Genomic DNA, 21,574 nt, shown 5'->3' on the forward strand with positions numbered 1-21,574 from the left:
ATATTCAATCTATCTGTAGTTTTACGATTATGCGTTTACTTTTGCAAGCTCTGCACGCATCTCATCGATCACTTCTTTGTAATCCGGTTGATTGAAGATAGCGGAACCCGCAACAAACATATCGGCGCCCGCTTCTGCAATTTCACGGATATTATCAACCTTCACGCCACCATCAATCTCAAGGCGGATATCACGGCCAGACTCATCAATCAGCTTACGAACAGCGCGCAGCTTATCGAGAGTATGAGGAATGAAAGATTGACCGCCGAAGCCTGGGTTCACAGACATCAGTAGAATCATGTCTACTTTGTCTAGGATGTAATCTAGGCAAGAAAGCGGCGTTGCAGGGTTGAGTACCACACCCGCTTTACAGCCGTGTTCTTTGATGAGCTGTAGAGTACGATCGATATGCTCTGATGCTTCAACGTGGAAGGTAATCATTGATGCGCCTGCTTTTGCAAACTCAGGTACGATGCTATCTACAGGCTTCACCATTAGGTGAACATCGATAGGAGCGGTAATGCCGTAATCGCGCAGCGCTTTACAAATAGGTGCGCCAAACGTCAGGTTAGGTACGTAATGGTTATCCATCACATCGAAGTGCACAACATCGGCACCTGCTGCGAGTACTTTCTCAACGTCTTCGCCTAAGCGAGCAAAATCTGCAGATAAAATGGATGGAGCGATAAGAAAGTCTTTCATACCTAGCCTCGTGCTATAAATGCTTAAATGGATAAACAGGCCAATGTCATCGACTCTAAATCTGAAATGATGATCTAGATAGAATTGGCGTTGAACAAGTTTCGCGCGCAATTCTACAGAAGCAAGCTAAGAGATCCTAGGGGGTACCCTGATTAAAGTGACGTATCTGCACTGTTATTTTTCTTGTCATAGAACAGTGCCAGTAACTCATCGACTTTATTACGACCGGCTCCATTTCGACTAATGGTGCGTTTCACCTTAACCACATTGAGTTCCGCGCCGTGGTAAAGCCTTCTTGTCAGCGTTGTATCATGATTGGAGATCAGTACTGGAATACCACGATTATGGGCCGTTTTCTCAGCAATATCGGCAAGTGCCGCTTGATCATCAAGAGAGAACCCATTTCCTGCGTAAGAGGTAAAGTTGGCGGTAGTCGATAATGGCGCATAAGGGGGATCACAGTAGACGACACTGCCCTTACGAGCACGCTTAAAGGTCTCAACATAACCCTCACAGATGAACGTGGATTTTTTGGCTTTATGAGCAAAGAACTCGAGTTCCGCTTCCGGAAAGTAGGGCTTTTTATAAGAACCAAAAGGCACGTTGAAGCCGCCTTTTTTGTTGTAACGACAAAGGCCATTGAAGCCAAATCGGTTCATGTATAAGAAAGCCAACGAGCGATACATGACATCATCGGTGTTATTGAACTCAGCTCGAATGTCTAAGTAAACTTCTTTACGATTATGCTCAGGAGTAAACCAACGCTTGGCTTCTGAGATATAGAGATCAGGTTTCTCTTTGAGGAGATTATACAGATTGATGAGATCAGGATTAATGTCTGCAAGCAGATACTGATCGTAGTCAGTATTGAGGAAAACAGAACCAGCACCGATAAAAGGTTCGATTAACTTACGAGCAGGAGGCAGGTGACGCTGAATGTCTTCAACTAGGCCATACTTACCACCAGCCCATTTAAGAAAGGCACGCTGCTTTTTCATCTACTGCTCTGTCTATCAACCACAAAATAAGGTTGCGGAATGTAACACATTTTCACGCTAACCTCAGCGTTATTTCGCACGTTCTATCTCTCTGTGTACTTGGCTCATTGATTTAGCCCAAGGACCGAGTTCTTGAAGTTCTGCAGGAAGCGTATCAACAGCATCACGAGCAATTTGAATCGTCGGATAATTCTCATAAGTCACGATGTACCACTCAATCTCATTTCGAACCGTTGGGTAGACTCGAACTTTATCTTGCAGAGTGTATTGCTCTATAAATTCTTGAACTTCACTAAGAGAGTTCATTGCTGCTAATTGCAATGTATAACTGCGAGGAGAGAAAGCGAGCAGGGACTCTCGCTCAAAGGAAAAGGTAATTGTCTTTGTGGTCGGCGGCTCTTCGTCTATCACGTCAAGCTCTTCCGTTGCAGCTTCTTCATTCAGATCCGTCGCCACTTCTCTAGCATCGGATATCGCATTATCAATATCACTGGTATCCGCAGGCTTATCTTCTAGCAGTGCGTCCACGACATCGGAAGTGATTACAACGCGCTGGTGATCGTCATCATTCAGCCCAACGGTGGCGGCTTCATCAATCATATTGTCTGGTAATGCCATACTGTCATCATCAGCACCTTGATAGCTAGGATCAACCATCGATTCGTCTTGCCCATCCACTTCAGGAGAGTTTGCTGTCTCTGACGATGATTCAATGGTTGGCAAAGTAGGAATGACCGTCTGTTCAAGTGAACTGTTTATTTGTTGAGCTTTATCATCTGGAGAAGGCTGCCCCATCATCCAGTAATATCCACCACCAATGATGAGTAGCAGTAGGACAATTAAAGCTGCAATCTTAATTGGTGAGCCAATAATAGAGCGAATGATAATGCGTTTTTCCACTTGATGATCCCCTAATGCCATAATCGCTCCCGGATTCGGAAGCACTTTTTTGTACACCTGACGAACTCGTTTCTCTATGTCGTCAGCAACGTAACGAATCACAAGAAATTCAAAAAATCGATCGGCCTCTTCCTGACTAAGAGCATCAACCTCTAACTCAATAGGTTTGTGATCTTGGCCATAGCTCAAACGAGTCAACAGACCTTCGATGCTATTGGATTTGGCGAAGAGGACAACATTAACACTCCAGTGCGGGTTACTTTGCGCTTCTAGCACCAGCATCCATAGCTCTGAAATAAAAGACTCGGTAAGTAAGTGGGCGTCATCGACAACGATGACTAAGTCACACGGTTCACCATCAAGAATTTGATGCAGACTATCGACCAAAGAATCTTGAGGGCTAAAGAGAGGATTGGAAATGACTTGATTTAAAATAGTAGAACGGCGCTGTGCATCGTCTTGATTGGGATGACACATCAACAATGATTGATTTTTGTCTTGCGCCCAAGCTTCTAAATAACGCTGCGCTAACCATGATTTTCCAGCCCCAACTTCACCACCTACGGTGACAAGGTTAGAACCAAAATTGGTCAACAGTTGCATGCGCTCAAGCAACTCGGTTTGGGACTCTAATTCCAACACACGTGATTCATGCGTTAAACTCATTAAGCCGTCCTACTGACAGTTCACTGTCTTTAAATTAAATTATACGCTTCGACAAAAATCAATGGCTTGCTCAAGAACGGATTCGGGAACACCTTTAACGACTTCAGCGGTACCAATACTGGTTGGCAGTATGAGACGTAACTCCCCAGCCAGTACTTTTTTATCTCTCATCATGTGCTTCATAAAATCAGAAAATGACATGCTTTCTGGTGTATGAATAGGCAACTTTGCATTCTTGAGTATAGAGATGATTCGCGTAACTTGCTGTTCAGAGATAAGCCCCTGTAACTCTGCTGTCTTTGCGGCCATCACTGTACCTGATGCAACTGCTTCCCCATGCAACCAATTACCATACCCTAGTTCAGCTTCAATGGCATGACCAAATGTATGACCTAGATTCAATAATGCGCGAATGCCTGACTCTTTTTCATCTTGAGCGACAACTTCGGCTTTTATTTCACAGCAACGGGAGATGGCATAATTTAGTGCTTCTTTATCAAGTGCATACAGTTTATCTAAATTTGCTTCGAGCCAATCAAAAAAGGCTTCATCGTAAATGATGCCATATTTAATAACCTCGGCAATGCCTGCAGCAAATTCACGCTCCGGCAGCGTCGATAAACAGTTCGTGTCAATGATGACGGATTTCGGCTGATAAAACGCACCAATCATATTCTTACCCATAGGGTGATTGACTGCCGTTTTTCCTCCAACCGAGGAATCCACTTGAGAGAGTAATGTAGTAGGAATTTGGATGAAATCCACGCCACGCTGATAACAAGCCGCAGAAAATCCAACAAGATCCCCAATAACACCGCCACCAAGCGCCACCACCACCACATCGCGGCTGTAGTTACCTTCCAGAAGGAAGTCCATCACTTGATTAAAGGTCTCGAGATTCTTGTGTTGTTCACCATCAGCTAATTCTAATAGTGAGATATCACAACCAAGCGCTTTAAATTGATTCAAAATTTGATCGGCATAAAGCGGAGCAACGGTTACATTACTGATAACCACTACTTTCTGATGCGCAGAAAACTCTTGATCGATGAAAGAAGAAAAAAGTTGTGCCGAACTATTAAATAGCCCGGCACCGATAGAGATTGGGTAGCTTCGTTCGCCCAAACTGACCGTAATCCGTTCCATGGTTTGCTCTCCGATAAAAAACGACTTAACGTTCTTCTAGCATTTTTACGATCTGGTTGGCTACTACTTTTGCACTCTGGTCATCGGTACGAACTGTATAATCCGCTACTTCTTCGTAGAGATCATTGCGTTCGCCCGCTAGAGATTCTAGAACATCTCTAGGATTGTCTGTTTGTAGCAGAGGTCGCTTCTTGTCGCGATTAGTACGCGCAAGCTGCTTTTCAATTGTTGTTTCAAGGTAAACAACAATGCCTCGTGCAGATAAACGGTTGCGGTTATCCTTACTCTTTACAGAGCCGCCCCCAGTGGCAAGTACGATGCCTTGCTGTTCAGTAAGATCATTGATGACAGACTCTTCACGCTTACGGAAGCCATCTTCGCCTTCTACATCAAAAACCCATGCGATATCAGCACCTGTGCGCTCTTCAATAACTGTATCTGAGTCTAAAAACTCCATATGCAGTTGTTGTGCAAGGTGTCTACCAATTGTACTTTTGCCGGCGCCCATTGGGCCAACAAGAAAAATATTGCGTTTCTCAGCCATGTTTTTAGCAGTAATTTACAACGTTAATTCAATGACATCGCCACAAGAGAAACCTGATATTCTCAGGCCTTATAGTTGCTTGTGGCACCTATTCCTCACAGATGTTTCGTGATAAGACCCGAAATTATCTAGATCTGCTGCCACTAATGCAACTTTATTTTGTGTAGATCGCTATTATTTTCACTTTGTTACTGAAGAATGACCTTAGGCGTAACGAAAATCAGCAATTCACTTTTCCCTTTTTGCTCGTATGTTCGGCGAAAAAGCGCACCGAGTAGCGGTAAATCACCGAGTAAAGGCACTTTATCAACGGAGTTAGTTGAGCTGTGTTGATAGATTCCCCCTAGCACCACTGTTTCCCCATTGTTCACCAATACCTGAGTACCAATTCGTTGGGTATCAATGGCAACGGCTTCGCCTGTACCCGTTTTTACCACTTCACCGGGTCTGTCTTGCGTCACACTTAAATCAAGCACCAGTCGATTATCTGGTGTGATTTGTGGCGTCACTTTAAGGCTAAGCACCGCTTTTTTAAATGCGATAGTGGTTGCCCCGCTAGACGAAGACTCTAAATAAGGAATCTCTGTACCCTGTTCAATGTAGGCCGATTTTTTATTGGTCGTGATTAATCTTGGACTCGAAATAATCTCCGCTTTAGATTCTCGCTGCAGGGCAGATAACTCTAGGTCTAATAAAGCATCTCCAAGTGTGCCCACTTGAAATGCGATAGATGACGCATTCGCCGCCGTTGCCCCAAGATTCACGTTAAGAACATCATCAAGTTGAGGGAAAAGATATTTGTTCCCTTCTATTGAAGCGCCTACTTTGTTATCTCCATTAGTGTTGCTATACCCCCAACGGACACCTAGCTCGTCGAGGTTACCTTCATTAATGGTCACAATGCGGGCTTCGATTTGAACTTGCTTAACGGGAATATCGAGCGCCGATACGATACCTCGAATAACCTCGATATTGTCTGGCAGCTCTCTTAGCAACAAAGAGTTCGTCCGTTCGTCAATGTTAATAGAGCCTCTTTCAGAGAGCATACTGATGGCTCCTTCCCCGCCAATCATATCGGCAATGTCGGATGCTTTAGCAAAGTTAACCTTAATAATGTCGGACGAGAGCTCTCCCAGTTCTTCCGTCAGGCGGGCTTTTTCAAGCTTCTGCTGCTCCATAAGATCGAGTTCAGTGGCTGGAGCAACTAGAATCACGTTCCCTTCCACTCGCTTATCTAAGCCCTTAACACGTAAGATGATATCCAATACCTGCTGCCAGGGTGTGCCATCTAAGCGCAACGTCAGATTGCCAACGACGGAATCAGAGACAACGAGGTTAAATTCATTGTAATCCGCAATAAGCTGCAAGACGTTTCTAATTGGAATGTCTTGAAAATTAATAGAGATCAGTTTCCCTTCTTTTTCGAGGAGGGATGGTGTAGGCGATTCTTGTTCATCAGCTTTTGCGGTTATCACAACCTCGAGTGAACGCCCTTTAAACTGGTAGTCAAAGTCGTACTCGCCCGCAATGCTCGCCAACAATAACGTATTCGCACCTTTGCGAAACACCTCGACACTTTCAACCAACGTCGCAAAATCTTTCACATCGAGCACGTTGATTTGATCGTCACCGACTTCCGTATTCAATAACTCGATACTCAGGCCTTCTTGTACTTTTTGCACATCGACAACGGAAGTGCTCGACTCTAGCTCAATCACTAACAGCGCGTTTTTGTTGTTATCGACTCGAAAATCTATGTTTGACAGTTGATTAGTCTCCGTAGCTAAAGCGCTAGTGCTATAAAGCGCAGAAGCAGTCAGAGCCGTGACAAATAGAAAGCTCAATAAAGGCCGAGAGAAGAAGATGGTCATTAGTAGCGTTAATCCTTTAATCATGGTGATATCTCAAAAAACATAAAAATTCTATTTAAGAGCAAGCTTTACGTTGCGCTTGCTCCAGCAACCTAGCCCATCTGGCAAGGTTTCATTAATCACAAGGTACTTAGGTGTCACTCGCGTCACTTTTCCGTTGTTAAGACCAATGAACTGGCCCTTACCGACTTTCACGACCTGCCCTGTTGGCGTTTGAATCAACGCGGATACTTGTTCAGAGTTGCCCATCACGCCTTTGAGTCTCAGCTTGCTGATTGGATAGCGCTCAAGTTGGCCTGATTTAGCACGCTTACTGGGCTGCCAGCAGTTTTTCTTTACCACGGCTTGCTCTTGAACTCGTGCAAATACTGGAATGACAAACGGCTCGCGTAGCCCCTTAGCGTGATACTCAGACGCTTGAAACTTCAAAATTGGGGCGAGCTGTTGAACCTCTTTACGTGCCTGCAACTCAACATGAGCAACAAATTCATCAACGGAGTCTTGGTTTGCGTTGCAACCGAAAAGAAAAATACAAATGACCACAGAAAGAAGCGATTTAACCTTCATCACTGACCTCCGCTTTAAATTGATAGGTATACGCTCGAACTCGAAAGTGCAGCGTGCTACTTTCTTTACTGATTCGCTGCCATTCAATGTCTTCAAGGACAATAATTCGAGCTAAGCTGGCAATGTCCTCTGAGAATTGGCCAATATTGCTGTAGCTTCCCGTCAATTCGATGTTCAGCGGCAAGCGATACAGAAATTCTTGATTCTGTTTTTCACCCCAACCAATGCGCGTAAATGTCAGTTCATTCTTCAGACCTGATTCATTGACTGACGCAAGCATGCTCGCGAGCTCTTTCTGTTCTGGGAGTTGACGCATGAGATAGTCATAACGCTCTTGCAGTTCATCAAGTTGGCCTCTCAATGCCGGTAACGTCGCCACCTTGTGCGCCTTGATTCTGAGCGTTGACTTCAACGTGTCTTCTTGTTGCTTAAGTACTTCAAGGCGTTCTTGTTTGGGCATGACATAAAACCAACCACCAGCGGCTTGGAGGAGAATAGCAAGCACAACCAACGCAAATAGCTGTGGCAGTAGAGGCCACTCGGTTATTTCATCAAGTTCGAGATCCTGAAAATTAGCCATGATCCCTCCCTTGCTTTGCATCCATTCCTTGGTCATGAGAGTCATTGCTTAAGGCAGATAACTTACTCGTTCTCAACTCTTTTTCCGCAATACGGAATGAAACCTCGAAAGTATCGAAGTCATGATTGAATCGCTTTTGATCATGAACAATAGAGTGCATTTCAACATCAGTAAGAAATGCCGATTTTTCTAGATTGTCGAGCATCGTGGCAAGATGAGCCGTGCTATCGCTAAACCCTCTCATCTCTATCGCATCGCCATTTATCCTAATCTTGTCAACATAAACGCCGTCAGGAACCAACTTTTGAATCTCAATCATAAATTCAGTACTTTTATTCCGAGATTCCTGAAGCTTTTCCACGACAGACAAACGCGTAAGAAGTGCCGCATGATCTTGCTCCGTGAGTTTTAACTCATGGATCTGTTTATCTAACTGCTCTATATAGTGAGTGAAGTAATTATTGCGCCCTTGCTGCAGACTCATTTGCTCATTGAAGTACCAGCCAATGAAGTATTGAATCAGAAACGACACCATCAATACCAAAACAGCGAGATTGAGAAATCGTCTCTTGTGTTGTTCACGTTTTTGCTCTCTCCAGGGAAAGAGATTGATGTTAGGAAGCATACTCAGCCTCCAACCAATCATTCGCTCGAATCGCTATGCCAGCAGCTGAGCTAAAGCGATTGAATTCCTTATGGCGAGAGGAGTTTTTGACTGACGACTGTTCAAATAAACTCAGTGGGTTGAGAATCTGACAAGTGAGACTCAATCGACGCTCAAGCTCTTCTAACAGTGTCTCGGTCAGCGCTCCACCACCAGACAGCCAAATCCCACCGACAGATTTCAACTCATTCAACGACAACAGCATTTGAATCTGTCGTTGAATGCGTTCAATCATGAGCTGCACAAATTGGTCGCTCTTCGTGTCAACCAAAGAGTTCGTCGACTGGGGCTCGTGCTCCATGAACGTTGTCCCGAGGGCGATTTCTTTACAGAACGGAGTTCGATTGATGAAATCCATACACAGCAAGGTCTGGGAATAGCCAATGTCAACCAAGAGCCAATCGTGACGGTTGGTTTTTCGAGCCGCTAGCTGCCATGTACTGACTAGACTGTGCGCATGGACGTCGCAAACAATGGGAGCGAACCCCGCTTTTTTAACGGCATTCAACCGGCTCTCTACCACTTCTTTCTTTGTCGCATATACTTGATAAGCAACAGTTGGCGTTTTGCTCTCAACGTCTGTACGAACATAATCGAGGCTCAACTCTTCTATTGGAAAGGGAGATTGATGTGAGAAGGCTTGATAGATCGCGAACTCTGTTTCACGTTCATCGAGATCCCTCTCAACTTGAAGAACCTTACTGATCACAGCACTGTCGGGAATGGTGATGGCAACTCGACGACTAAACCAAGGCAGAGTCTTTCTTAGTTCTTTTAGTTTCTTTACAATTTCTTGATGATTAACGGTGTGATTGTCAGAGAATACACCTGCGGAAATGGGCAATTCTTTAAAACTTACGAGCGAAAAGCCTTCACTCACTGGCTTTACAACTACGGCTTTAATACTATAGTGCCCAATATCTATACCAGTTATTAACGATTTACCCATGTGTTTTGCTCCAGTGACTCTATTTATGACCAATAGATGTCGTTGCTAGCCTTAGCACCGTCATTTAAAATACGAGTTATTTTTATTTTAGAATACAAGGGGTTGCACTTTTGCCACCTCTACTAATCAGGGATTCTTCGGTGAAGTTCATAAAGCGACTATTTATATTCACATTGTTTTGCATGATTCTTGGGGTCGGTACGATCATTGGCTTTTACTTTTACGTAAAACCAGACCTGCCTGACGTTCAAGAATTGCGACATGTGGAGCTTGAGGCTCCGATGCAGGTGTACAGCCAAGACGGTAAGCTGATCGCTCAATTTGGTGAGAAACGTCGTACACCGGTCGAGTATGACGATATTCCACAGCACCTTATCGAAGCTCTGATTGCTACAGAAGATAGTCGTTTCTACAGCCACTACGGTATTGATCCCATCGGTATCGCACGTGCTGCCGTTGTCGTGGCGATGTCAGGCTCTGCCAAACAAGGTGCAAGTACGATTACTCAGCAACTTGCTCGTAACTTCTTCCTCACAAACGAGAAGAAGATCATGCGTAAAATCAAAGAGATATTTCTTGCTATTCGCATAGAGCAATCAATGAGCAAGCAAGAAATCCTGCAGCTATACGTCAACAAGATCTTCTTGGGCTATCGCTCCTATGGTTTTGGCGCCGCGGCGCAAACTTATTTTGGTCATGAGCTTAACGAATTAACCCTGAGTGAGCTCGCGACCTTAGCCGGGATGCCAAAAGCCCCTTCAACCATGAACCCGATTTACTCGTTAGAGCGAGCGACGCACCGTCGTAACGTAGTGTTGCGTCGTATGCTGGATGAAAACTACATCACTCAAGCTGAGTTTGATGAAGCCCGTGCTGAAGAGATTGAATCTCGTTACCACAGTGCAGAGATTGAGCTAAGAGCCCCTTACGTAGCCGAACTCGCTCGAGCCTGGATGGTTGAACAGTATGGTGAAGCAGCCTATACACAGGGAATGAGCATCTACACAACCGTAGACTCTAAGCTTCAGAAGGCCGCAAATATCGCAGCGATTGAAAACTTGGTCGCTTATGATGAACGCCACGGATACCGCAAGCCGACTCAATCGGCTTGGGAAAAAGGTCAAGCACCACTTTCGACAGATGAAATTACCCGCTACTTACGCTCCCAGCCAATATACGGTTCGTTAAGACCAGCCATTGTTATCGGTGTTAGTGATAAGACCATTGATGTCGAAGTAAAAGGGCGTGATAAGCAGACCATTGATTGGGATCAAATGAAATGGGCTCGACCATTCATCAATGATGACCGCCAAGGTAAAGAACCACAGCAAGCCAGAGATATTGCGACGTTGGGTGAGCTCGTATGGGTACGTGAGATTCAGCAGCCAGAGACCGAACTAACAGATATTCCGGCAACGGAGAACGCTGATACAAGTGAAGATGCTGATACGGTTATCACTTCCGTAAACTCGATTTGGCGTCTTAGCCAGGTACCTGAAGCCAATACCGCATTTGTAGCTATGAACCCTGAAAATGGCGCGGTCATTTCGTTAGTTGGCGGCTTCAATTTTGTTCACAACAAGTTCAATCGAGCTACGCAATCAGTGCGCCAAGTCGGCTCGAGTATCAAGCCGTTTATCTATGCCGCGGCCATGGATGAGGGCATGACATTGGCAACCCTCATTAACGATGCACCTATCAATCAATGGGACAGAAGCCAAGGTACAGCGTGGCGCCCACGTAACTCACCACCGACCTACATTGGCCCAACCCGCGTGCGTATCGGCTTAGCGACCTCCAAAAACGTGATGGCAGTGAGAGTGCTTCGCGCTGTTGGTTTAGATGAGACTCGAGACTACCTGACTCGTTTTGGGTTTGAAATTGACGAACTGCCACGCTCGGAAACCATCGCACTTGGCGCAGGCAGTTTGACCCCAGTGAAAATGGCACAAGGTTATTCTGTATTTGCAAACGGTGGCTACTATGTGGACCCATTTTACATCAGCCGTGTAGAAAGCCGATTTGGTGACCTAGAATGGCAAGCGACCCCAAAAGAGATTTGTCGCCAAGATTGTGACTCCATGGCTGCGGTTAATCCCGATGAAAATGAGTTTATGGAGCAAGATGTTCAAGAAAAAACGCAATATGCACCGCAAGTACTCTCAGAACAAACGGCATTCTTGATGCGAGAAATGATGTACAGCAACGTTTGGGGCGGTGGTAACTGGCGAGATGGTACCGGTTGGAATGGAACGGGCTGGCGAGCACAGCCCCTAAAACGCCGTGACATTGGTGGAAAGACAGGAACAACCAACGACTCAAAAGATGCGTGGTACAACGGCTATGGCCCGGGTATGGTGGCCATTTCATGGGTCGGCTTTGATAACCACAACCGTAAGCTTGGTAAAACAACCACTAACAAGAATCTCGGTAAAGACCAGATTACGGGTGGTGAAGCGGGCGCTAAAACAGCGCAACCGGCCTGGGTTGATTTCATGCAGGTTGCCTTAGAAGGCGTGCCTACACAATCTAAGCAAATCCCAAGCAATATCGTCAGGGTTAGAATTGACCGAGACTCAGGCTTGTTGACCAATAAGTTTGATTCAAGCTCAATGTTTGAATATTTCTTAGAAGGCACGGAACCAACTGAGTACGTAGAAGAGTCGGTCAGCGATACCATTTACTCTAACTCCGCTGGTGAAGAGCTGTTTTAATTCAAACGACGGATTAGGTTTTCTTAAATAATAAAGGGTTGGCAGTGCCAACCCTTTTTGTATCCTTGTCGAAGCAAATTAGAATCGCTCCTCTTCCTTCATCCCTTATTTCTATGTCTTCGTTCTAAATCAGATTCAAGAAGCATTGGATTCTGCATGAAGAATTTCATTAATCTTTTCCCCTAGCTGTTCAAAACGCGCTCGCAATGGCGAGCCCGGACGATAAGCCAACACAATTTTGCGCGACGGCTGAGGGGCCATTCTCTTCACATAACATACACCGTCTTTTTCCGATTCTTTAGGGACGGAAAGCTCGGGCAATAGCGTTATGCCTCCTCCAGCCGCAACCATGTTACGTAGTGTCTCCAAACTGGTGGCTTTAAAACGCTCATCCTCCTTTGCACCCGCAGCAAAACAGTAACCGAGCGCTTGATCGCGCAGACAGTGCCCATCACCGAGCATTAAGACCGTACGCCCATTCAGCTCATCCACATCAATAAATTCAAGGCCTGCCCATTCATGGTCACAAGGAACCGCCAAGGCGAGAGGTTCATCGTATAATTCTATCTCTTTAAAAGGAGCCGTTTCAGCAACAGATGCCAATACTAAGCAATCGAGCTTTCCGTCTTGAAGCTTGCTCACCAAGTCATGAGTTTGCGATTCATGAAGAAACATCTCTAATTCAGGAAAGCTCGCTTTAAGCTGAGGAATAATCTTAGGCAAGATATAAGGCCCAACGGTTGGAATGAAGCCTATCTGCATTGGGCCAACCATCTCTCCGCTCTGCCCACTCGCCATATCTTTGAAGCGTTTCACTTCTCCTAGGATAACTTTTGCCTGGTCAACCAGCTGTAAGCCAGATTCAGTGAACAAAACTTTGCGGCTATTGCGTTCTAACAATGCACTGCCGATCTCATCCTCTAGCTTGCGTATCTGCCCACTAAGGGTAGGTTGACTCACAAAGCACGACTCTGCTGCTTTACGAAAATGCTGGTGCTCTGCTAGTGCTACCAAGTATTCTAAATCACGAATGTTCATATGTGCTCTACTTAATATCAACGTTAAGGCCTATCGACCTCAATAGAAAGTGCCTATCGAAACGATAGCACCAAACGATTATCCCTATCAAAGAAAATCAACAATAATGGCTACAACAAAACGGAGCACAGACAAACGCTGATAAGACTTCCAACTAATACAACACTTTAATTTATAGGAACTGATTATGCTTACATCAAAAGAAGGTCAAAACGTACCACAAGTTACTTTCCCTACTCGTCAAGGTGATGCATGGGTTAACGTAACGACGGAAGAGCTATTCAAAAACAAGACCGTTATCGTATTTAGCCTGCCAGGTGCGTTTACACCAACATGTTCTTCAAGCCACCTGCCTCGTTACAACGAGCTGCATTCAGTATTCAAAGAAAACGGCGTTGATGACATCCTTTGTGTTTCTGTAAACGACACGTTTGTAATGAACGCATGGAAAGCAGACCAAGAAGCGGAAAACATCACGTTCATCCCAGATGGCAACGGTGATTTCACAGACGGCATGGGCATGCTCGTTGAGAAAAACGACATCGGCTTCGGCAAACGTTCATGGCGCTACAGCATGCTGGTTAAAAACGGCGTGGTAGAGAAAATGTTCATCGAAGAAGACGTACCAGGCGACCCGTTCAAAGTTTCTGATGCTGATACTATGCTTAACTACCTTGCTCCTGAGCACAAAGAGCAAGAGTCAATCACAGTATTCACTAAGCCAGGCTGTCCTTTCTGTATGAAAGCGAAACAAAACCTAATCGACAAAGGTCTAAACTACGAAGAAGTCGTTCTAGGTAAAGATGCAACAACCGTAAGCCTACGTGCTATCTCTGGTCGCACGACCGTTCCTCAAGTCTTCATCGGTGGCAAACACATCGGTGGTAGCGAAGAACTAGAAACTTTCCTAGGTTAATCGCTTCATTGCTAATAAAAGCTTTGCAGTCAAACTAAGCTAACCCACCCTCTTGTGGGTTAGCTATTCCAAACACTCTACCTGAGCTTTGGAAAAAGAATATAGCCTGTGGCTCGCTCAGTTTTAACTAATCTATAGTTAGTAACAAAAAGCAGAGTCACAAGCTAAACCTAATAAAACAGAATCACAAAACTGACCCGTTGTCCTGACTCTCAAAAAAATATCACCAGAGTTGGAGGGGTTCGTTCACACTAAATTTAGCTATTACGAGAAGATTATTATGAAACAAGTCAATGTAGATGTCGCAGTTATCGGGGGCGGTACAGCAGGTCTAGGGTCTTACCGCGCTGCAAAAGCACACACTGACAGTGTTGTGATGATTGAAGGCGGCCCTTACGGTACAACCTGTGCTCGTGTTGGTTGTATGCCATCTAAACTGCTTATTGCAGCGGCAGAAAGCGTACACCAAATAGAGAAAGCTCCGGCTTTTGGCGTTCACCCACAAGGTGATATCGTGATTAACGGCCGTGAAGTGATGGACCGAGTGAAGTTTGAACGTGACCGTTTTGTTGGTTTTGTTTTAGAAGGTGTTGATGAAATCCCAGAGCAAGACAAGATCTCGGGCTACGCTAAATTCTTAGACGACAACACACTTCAAGTGGATGACCACACTGTTGTGACGGCTAAGCGTATTGTTATCGCAACGGGTTCTCGCCCTGCATACCCTGCAGTTTGGAATGAACTCGGTGACCGTCTAATCATTAACGATGACGTGTTCAGCTGGGATGATTTACCAGAATCAGTTGCTGTATTTGGCCCTGGCGTTATTGGCCTTGAGCTTGGTCAGTCACTGCATCGCTTAGGTGTGAAAACCAAATTGTTCGGTTTAGGTGGTCAAGTAGGCCCAGTCACCGACCCAGAGATCATGGCGTACGCAGACAAAGCCTTCAATGAAGAGTTCTATCTAGATGCCGACGTGAAGATCGAAAGCATGAAGCGTATTACTATTGAATCGGGTGAAGATCGCGTCGAAATCCAGTTCATCAATAAGCAAGGTGAGCTTGAAACCAACATCGTTGAGTACGTGCTGGCAGCAACAGGTCGTCGCCCTAATACAGATAAACTTGGCCTAGAGAGCACCTCTCTTGAGCTTGATGAACGTGGTGTGCCTATCGCAGACCACTACACGCTACAAACATCGCTACCTTCAGTCTTTATTGCGGGTGATGCCAGCAACCAACTTCCTCTGTTACATGAAGCAGCAGACCAAGCACGCATTGCTGGTGACAACGCAGGTCGCTTCCCTGAGATTCGTGCAGGCCTACGCAGATCTAAAATCTCAGCGGTATTCTCTGACCCACAAATTGCAATGATTGGTGAAACCTACAAAGAGATCACCACACGCTTAGGTACATGCGGTTGTTTCGCAACGGGTGAGGTGTCTTTCGAGAACCAAGGTCGTTCACGAGTGATGCTGCGCAACAAAGGGATTCTGCACGTATACGGTGAGCAAGGTACAGGTCGCTTCCTTGGTGCTGAGATGATGGGACCAAACGCAGAACACTTGGCTCACCTGCTAGCTTGGGCACACCAGAACAAGATGACGGTTTCTGAAATGCTAGACATGCCGTTCTACCACCCAGTGATTGAAGAAGGTGTTCGAACAGCGCTACGTGACCTCAATGCGAAACTGCACCTTGGTCCAGAGATGGTGAAACACTGTCTAGATTGTGGCCCAGGTTGTTAATCTCAGCTCATTGAGACAGGTAGCCGTTTGATTGGCTAATAGAGACTAGATACTAAAAAGGAAAGCCAGTGGCTTTCCTTTTGGCTTTGGCAATAAGCGAATCAAAGCTTTACCGCTTACTCAAAACTTAGCAACAGCTGCTGTTTTTCTCAGCGGCAATCACAGAGATTTCAACAAGTAGCGCTTCACGAGCCATGTCGCCAGTCACACATGCGCGCGCTGGGGCGTGACCTTCTGGAACCCATGCATCCCATACTGCGTTCATTTCTTGAAAGTCTTTCATGTCTTTTAAGTAAATCGTTGCTGACAGCATGTGCTCTTTATCGCTACCCGCCTGCTCGAGTAGGGCTTCTACTTTATCTAGCATCGTCTGTGTTTGCTCGGTGATGTCTTTGGTTGCATCGGCACACACTTGACCACAGAGATAGATAGTACCGTTGTGCTTCACAATACGGCTCATGCGTTGCTTGGTTTCTTGGCGCTCAATCATTTTGCTCACTTTCTTGTCGGTTTACGATATTCTATAGGCGTGTATATTACCCAATAAGCAAACTTCATGACATGTAAAACCTGTGAAAACTCTGGTTGGTTCTGGAAAAAGATCGGTCGATGTAAGCGCTGTATGGATCAACTCACCGCGCTTTCAGTATTGTGTGGCGTGGTCTGGTGGTTTACCTGTCGTGATGAGCCAACAAGCATTGAATCCATCGCACTCATCATGGCTGGTTTTGCGTTCAATGGCCTACTCTTTCTGCATTTATGGATGAAGTTTATCGTGCTCCCTCTCAAAGAGAAGAAGGACAGAAATGGCATATCAAGCAATGCGCCTAAGCAAGACAAAAAAAACTCCAGTACTTCAGGCAAGCACTAGAGTTTTAGCTACCCGCCAACCATAAGCATGAAATGCAACAATGAAATGAAGGATTTTTGAATCTGCATTCATTTCGAATCAATGCATTCACTTCCACCAGCCCTTTGAACAGAAGCTCAAACATTCACACTAAGATTTTGATTACGGTATAAAAAGAAAAAAGCCCCGCAGCCAATATCGGTTGCGGGGCCTTCTTAGATTCTTCTAAGAAAAAGCAGTGGTACTAATTAGGACTGCCACTTTTCTGAGAAGTTCATTCTTTATAGGATCTTTTTTGATCTTTTTTCGAACCCGTTGTTTTAAACAGTATATACAATCATTTACACAACCTGAGGCGCTTCGATTAAGCCACGTTTACTTTAGTAATGATCTGTTCAACTAAGTTCACTTCTAATGCCACTTCATCGCAGGCGTGTTGTCGTGGGCATTGATCGCAGTCTTTCAGTACTTTTTCTGGCAGCAGCGACTTCGATGTCGGGATAAAGCTGTGTTTCATAAAGAACTCTGGCGAACGCGTTAATACAAACACTTTCTTGATGGCCATTTCGCGCGCTTTCTCTACAAGGTGTTGAACAATCGCAGTACCTTGCCCCTGCCCCTGCCAACCGGCTTCAACACCTAAAGAACGTATCTCGGCTAATCCTGAGTCATAGACATAGAGTGAGGCACAGCCTGTCACTTCACCATGGTGTTCCGCAACCGCGAATGAGCCAATATCACGAACCAGTTCATTACGAGAACGCGGTAAGTTCTCACCCATGTTAGCCCAGTAGGTCACCATGCCTTCTAGCGCTTCAATATCGGTTAGACGAGCAGGCCTTACTTTCACAGCGGACGTATCACGCTGTGCTAGGCGTTGATTCGCTTGATCCACGGCGTAAGCTACTTGCTTCGGCGATACACCACCTAAAGCACTGCGCTTCTCGAGACAGGAATCTATCGTCAGAATGTCATACACATCTTCTTCAATCACATCCGAGAACTCTTTCAGCTCCGCAATGGACAATTCTTCCAGTGCACACCCTTTGGCAATCGCACCAACAACCGCGACTCCAACAATATGGTGAGCCTCACGGAATGGAATATCTTTCGCTACTAGGTAATCCGCTAGCTCGGTTGAGTTTGCATAACCTTGCTTCGCCGCTTCTAGTGTGCGTTCGCCATTGACTTTGATGCCTTCAAAACAAAGCGCGGCCATTTCCATACAATCATTCCAAGTATCAAGCGCGTCAAACAGCCCTTCCTTGTCCTCTTGCATGTCTTTGTTGTAAGCCAGTGGCAGTGCCTTAACCGTCATCATCATAGAGGCTAGTGAGCCATAAACACGACCGGTTTTACCACGGATAAGCTCTAGCGCATCTGGATTTTTCTTCTGTGGCATAAGAGAAGATCCTGATGTCACGGTATCAGCCAACTCGATGAAGTTAGATTCACCCGAGTTGTAAAAAATCATATCTTCGGCAAGACGAGAGAGGTGAAGCATAGAGATAGAAGCAATCGACATCAGCTCCATCACGTGGTCTCTGTCTGACACTGAATCTAATGAGTTACGCGTTGCACGGCGAAAACCTAGATTGTGTGCCAGCTCTTCACGGTCCATTGGGTAAGCCGTACCCGCAAGTGCACCCGAGCCAAGTGGACACGTATCAAGACGTTTAATTGCATCATTAAGACGAGAATAATCACGCTCAAGCATTTCAACGTAAGCCAAACACCAGTGAGCAAATGTCACGGGTTGAGCACGCTGCAGGTGAGTATAACCAGGCAGCACGGTCCCTTGATGTTCTTTAGCGACTTCGACCATTTTTGCTTGTAATCGATCAAGGCCAATAAGCAGTTGTTGGCCCTGCTGACGACACCAAAGCTTAAGATCCGTCGCTACCTGATCATTTCGAGAACGTCCGGTGTGAAGCTTCTTACCCAAGTCGCCTACTTTGCCAATCAGTTGCTGTTCAACCCAAGAGTGAATATCTTCCGCATCAGAGCGTAAGATTTGGTTTGGATCTTCCATCACCTCAAGTTTTAACTCGTTAAGCGCAAGTTCAAGCTTTTGCTGCTCTTCTTCGCTTAGAACATCGACAGACTGCAGCGCTTTTGACCATGCAATAGAGCCAACAATGTCTTGCTCAGCCAATCGGTAATCAAAGCGAAGTGAATCGTTAAAGTCTTTGAACCTAGTGTCTGCTGCTTGGGTAAATCTACCGCCCCATAATGCCATTGTGTCTCTCCTAAATGCTCAGTATCTACTGCTCGTGCAACGATGTTCTCTGATTAAATTCAGCTTCTTTTTTTGTATGATTCAAACTTACAGTAATTCTATATAAAAACAAGCTAAAAATGCATTTATTTCACATAATTATTCACTTTAAATAAATGTTAATGCGAATACCTTGAGATATTAGGCAAACGAGAGTGACGCTTTAAGACTTTATTGATCGACAAACAATAAAAAACCCACTTAATCAATAAGTGGGTTCTCTTAATCAGGCTTCTAAAGCGAGGCCAATTTGAATAGTGTTACTTTGCTTTCTTCGCTTCGTTTAGCGCACGGATGCGGCTTGATAGCGAGTAAAGACGGATGAAGCCTTCCGCGTGGCTTTGGTCGTACACTTCATCTTCACCAAAGGTAGCAAACTCTTCTGAGTACAGGCTGTTGTCAGAACGCTTCTGAGTGACCGTTGCGTGACCTTTGTAAAGCTTGATAACCACTTCACCATTCACGTCTTGTGCTAGTTCTTCTGTCGCGGCAAGGATTGACTTACATAGCGGAGTGAACCAACGACCGTCGTATACAAGGTGAGAAGCCTTAACACCTAGCTCTTCACGGAATTCGAATGCCGCTTTATCAAGAACCAGCTGCTCTACTGCACGCAGTGCTTCCATCATGATTGTGCCACCCGGAGTTTCGTAACAACCACGTGACTTCATACCAACAAGACGGTTTTCTACGATATCGATACGACCAACACCGTGCTTAGCACCCTTCTCATTTAGATAAACCAGTGCGTTGTATGGCGTCATTGTTTCGCCATCAACCGCAACCACTTCGCCTTTTTCAACTTTAAGCGTCACGGTTTCAGATTCGTTTGGCGCTTGCTCTGGATCGACCGTCCAAGCCCAGCAATCATCGTTTGGCGCATTCCATGTATCTTCTAAAACGCCACCTTCTGTAGAGATATGCCATGCGTTTGCATCACGCGAGTAGATCTTAGTCAGAGAAGCAGTACAAGGAATGTTACGCTCAGCTAAGTAATCGAGACACTCTTCACGGCTCACGAGATCCCACTCACGCCAAGGCGCAATCACGTGAAGGTCTGGTGCTAGTGCAGCAAATGCGCCTTCAAAACGAACTTGGTCGTTACCTTTACCTGTACAGCCGTGACACAGTGCGTCTGCACCGACTTTACGTGCGACTTCAACCTGCGCTTTCGCGATGATTGGACGAGCCATAGACGTACCAAGTAGGTATTTGCCTTCGTAGTAAGCGCCTGTTTTTAGCGTTGGGTAGATGTAATCTGCCACCATTTCTTCTTTCAGGTCAGCGATGTAACACTCAGATGCACCTGACGCTTTTGCTTTCTCTTCAATACCAATTAATTCTTCGTCGCCTTGACCAACATCCGCGACAAACGCAACCACTTCACAGTCATAGTTCTCTTTCAACCATGGGATGATGACTGATGTGTCTAGACCGCCAGAGTAGGCTACTACAACTTTCTTTACGTTAACTTTGCTCATTTTCTTTCTCCAAATTCCTTGCTCTGCGCTTGGCGGTCAGTGCTAAGGTTTCCATTTATAATTAGTCACTCTCGTCTCACGCCGTGGCGTAAGCCATTATTCTTGCTATTTAAAATAGCGATTCGTTTTCATTCTTACTTAGGTAAAAACTGTGTTCCGATGTTTTTACCGGCAAATAATTGGGTAAGTTTTTCCGGGTAACGCCATGTGGCAACTTGAATGGCTCTGCCTAAGTCATTGGCGGCTTCTAGCGCTGCTTCGACCTTAACGATCATGCCATCGGTAATGACTTTCCCTTGAATTAAGGCCGATGCTTGTTGCTCATCAAGACTCTCAATCAAGTGCCCTTTTCCATCGAGAACACCGCTCACATCAGACAACAGCACAAGTTCTGCATCGAGAGCACCCGCAACCGCAACCGCCGCTTGATCGGCATTCACATTCATCAGTTGACCTGACTCGGTTAGGCCAATAGAACTGATGATTGGCAATGCGCCTGTGTTTAGGATGGCTTGAAGTACCGTAGAATCACCAGGGCTTGCTTTACCTACTGCACCAAGTTCAGGGTCTAACTCTTCAACATGACATAAGCCACCATCCGCTAGGCTTAAACCAACCGCATTTAAGCCATCTTTGATTGCTTGCCCTTGCAGTAGTTTGTTTGCGGTTCCAGCAAGTGCACCGGCCATTAGAGGAATCTGATCATACGGCGTTACACGTAAACCATTTTTCTTTACCGTTTCTAAGTTCAGCTTTTTCATCAAATCATCAACCAAATAGCCACCACCATGCACGATGACGATTTGTCGCTGCGCCTGTTGCTGATACGCCTCAATCGCGGCAAATAGTTGGCTTAATGTTTCGCTGCAAGAGAGCGCAGCGCCACCTAACTTAATCACTAATGGCATGGTGTTGGTTTTTGTCATAGTACTTCCTTACTACGCCTGTCTAAATGGCTAATTA

At 45.4% G+C, this 21,574-nt stretch carries 19 protein-coding genes; 4 read left to right on the top strand and 15 right to left on the bottom strand.

The window, feature by feature from the left end; all coding sequences use genetic code 11:
• Window positions 1-27: 27 nt before the first annotated feature.
• From rpe to pilM, 10 genes are all read right to left on the bottom strand, one after another.
• Entirely contained in the window at window positions 28-702 is a 675-nt protein-coding gene (rpe, locus tag BCU12_RS21745; protein WP_010435263.1) for a ribulose-phosphate 3-epimerase, read from the bottom strand.
• A gap of 152 nt (window positions 703-854) precedes the next feature.
• The gene (locus BCU12_RS21750) at window positions 855-1,700 is read right to left on the bottom strand and encodes a Dam family site-specific DNA-(adenine-N6)-methyltransferase (protein WP_102406655.1); all 846 of its coding nucleotides are present in this window, start codon (window positions 1,698-1,700) and stop codon (window positions 855-857) included.
• Between the two features lie 69 nt (window positions 1,701-1,769).
• Window positions 1,770-3,266, bottom strand: coding sequence for an AAA family ATPase (locus BCU12_RS21755; protein WP_102406657.1), 1,497 nt, complete (start codon window positions 3,264-3,266; stop codon window positions 1,770-1,772).
• A gap of 39 nt (window positions 3,267-3,305) precedes the next feature.
• Window positions 3,306-4,412, bottom strand: coding sequence for a 3-dehydroquinate synthase (gene aroB, locus BCU12_RS21760; RefSeq protein WP_102406659.1), 1,107 nt, complete (start codon window positions 4,410-4,412; stop codon window positions 3,306-3,308).
• Between the two features lie 25 nt (window positions 4,413-4,437).
• A complete protein-coding gene (gene aroK, locus BCU12_RS21765) occupies window positions 4,438-4,956 on the bottom strand; it encodes a shikimate kinase AroK (RefSeq protein ID WP_102406661.1) in 519 nt (172 codons plus the stop codon).
• Between the two features lie 188 nt (window positions 4,957-5,144).
• Complete coding sequence (locus BCU12_RS21770) at window positions 5,145-6,851, bottom strand: type IV pilus secretin PilQ family protein (protein ID WP_102406663.1); 1,707 nt, start codon at window positions 6,849-6,851, stop codon at window positions 5,145-5,147.
• Window positions 6,852-6,878: 27 nt separating this feature from the next.
• The gene (locus tag BCU12_RS21775) at window positions 6,879-7,394 is read right to left on the bottom strand and encodes a pilus assembly protein PilP (protein WP_102406665.1); all 516 of its coding nucleotides are present in this window, start codon (window positions 7,392-7,394) and stop codon (window positions 6,879-6,881) included.
• Window positions 7,384-7,974, bottom strand: coding sequence for a type 4a pilus biogenesis protein PilO (gene pilO / locus BCU12_RS21780; RefSeq protein WP_102406667.1), 591 nt, complete (start codon window positions 7,972-7,974; stop codon window positions 7,384-7,386). The genes BCU12_RS21775 and pilO overlap by 11 nt, the downstream gene beginning before the upstream one ends.
• Window positions 7,967-8,599 carry a PilN domain-containing protein gene (locus BCU12_RS21785; protein ID WP_102406669.1) on the bottom strand — a complete coding sequence of 211 codons (633 nt, stop codon included), beginning with the start codon at window positions 8,597-8,599 and terminating at the stop codon, window positions 7,967-7,969. The genes pilO and BCU12_RS21785 overlap by 8 nt, the downstream gene beginning before the upstream one ends.
• Window positions 8,589-9,587 (bottom strand): type IV pilus assembly protein PilM, encoded by a 999-nt coding sequence (gene pilM, locus BCU12_RS21790; RefSeq protein ID WP_102406671.1) that lies wholly within the window; start codon window positions 9,585-9,587, stop codon window positions 8,589-8,591. The genes BCU12_RS21785 and pilM overlap by 11 nt, the downstream gene beginning before the upstream one ends.
• 140 nt (window positions 9,588-9,727) lie before the next feature.
• On the opposite strand from pilM, the gene BCU12_RS21795 reads away from it, so the two are divergent.
• The gene (locus BCU12_RS21795) at window positions 9,728-12,301 is read left to right on the top strand and encodes a PBP1A family penicillin-binding protein (RefSeq protein ID WP_102406673.1); all 2,574 of its coding nucleotides are present in this window, start codon (window positions 9,728-9,730) and stop codon (window positions 12,299-12,301) included.
• A 135-nt stretch (window positions 12,302-12,436) separates the two neighbouring features.
• Here the strand turns inward: BCU12_RS21795 and oxyR are convergent, their stop codons facing one another.
• Entirely contained in the window at window positions 12,437-13,339 is a 903-nt protein-coding gene (gene oxyR, locus BCU12_RS21800; protein ID WP_102406675.1) for a DNA-binding transcriptional regulator OxyR, read from the bottom strand.
• Window positions 13,340-13,526: 187 nt separating this feature from the next.
• Here oxyR and BCU12_RS21805 point away from each other — a divergent pair, with 187 nt between their 5' ends.
• Window positions 13,527-14,255 (top strand): glutathione peroxidase, encoded by a 729-nt coding sequence (locus tag BCU12_RS21805; RefSeq protein ID WP_102406677.1) that lies wholly within the window; start codon window positions 13,527-13,529, stop codon window positions 14,253-14,255.
• Window positions 14,256-14,535: 280 nt separating this feature from the next.
• Complete coding sequence (locus BCU12_RS21810) at window positions 14,536-16,002, top strand: dihydrolipoyl dehydrogenase (RefSeq protein ID WP_102406678.1); 1,467 nt, start codon at window positions 14,536-14,538, stop codon at window positions 16,000-16,002.
• A gap of 127 nt (window positions 16,003-16,129) precedes the next feature.
• Here BCU12_RS21810 and BCU12_RS21815 read toward each other — a convergent pair whose 3' ends face one another.
• Window positions 16,130-16,492: a RidA family protein gene (locus BCU12_RS21815; RefSeq protein WP_102406680.1), complete on the bottom strand. Its 363-nt coding sequence runs from the start codon at window positions 16,490-16,492 to the stop codon at window positions 16,130-16,132.
• Window positions 16,493-16,558: 66 nt separating this feature from the next.
• On the opposite strand from BCU12_RS21815, the gene BCU12_RS21820 reads away from it, so the two are divergent.
• A complete protein-coding gene (locus BCU12_RS21820; protein WP_102406682.1) occupies window positions 16,559-16,873 on the top strand; it encodes a DUF3624 domain-containing protein in 315 nt (104 codons plus the stop codon).
• Window positions 16,874-17,216: 343 nt separating this feature from the next.
• Here the strand turns inward: BCU12_RS21820 and argH are convergent, their stop codons facing one another.
• The 3 genes from argH to argB form a co-directional block, all read right to left on the bottom strand.
• Entirely contained in the window at window positions 17,217-19,091 is a 1,875-nt protein-coding gene (gene argH / locus BCU12_RS21825) for an argininosuccinate lyase (protein ID WP_102406684.1), read from the bottom strand.
• A gap of 299 nt (window positions 19,092-19,390) precedes the next feature.
• Window positions 19,391-20,611 carry an argininosuccinate synthase gene (locus tag BCU12_RS21830; RefSeq protein WP_102406686.1) on the bottom strand — a complete coding sequence of 407 codons (1,221 nt, stop codon included), beginning with the start codon at window positions 20,609-20,611 and terminating at the stop codon, window positions 19,391-19,393.
• 134 nt (window positions 20,612-20,745) lie between these two features.
• Entirely contained in the window at window positions 20,746-21,537 is a 792-nt protein-coding gene (argB, locus tag BCU12_RS21835; protein WP_102406688.1) for an acetylglutamate kinase, read from the bottom strand.
• Window positions 21,538-21,574: the final 37 nt, after the last annotated feature.

Origin of the sequence: Vibrio sp. 10N.261.55.A7, from assembly GCF_002877365.1 — a bacterium.
GTDB lineage: Bacteria > Pseudomonadota > Gammaproteobacteria > Enterobacterales > Vibrionaceae > Vibrio.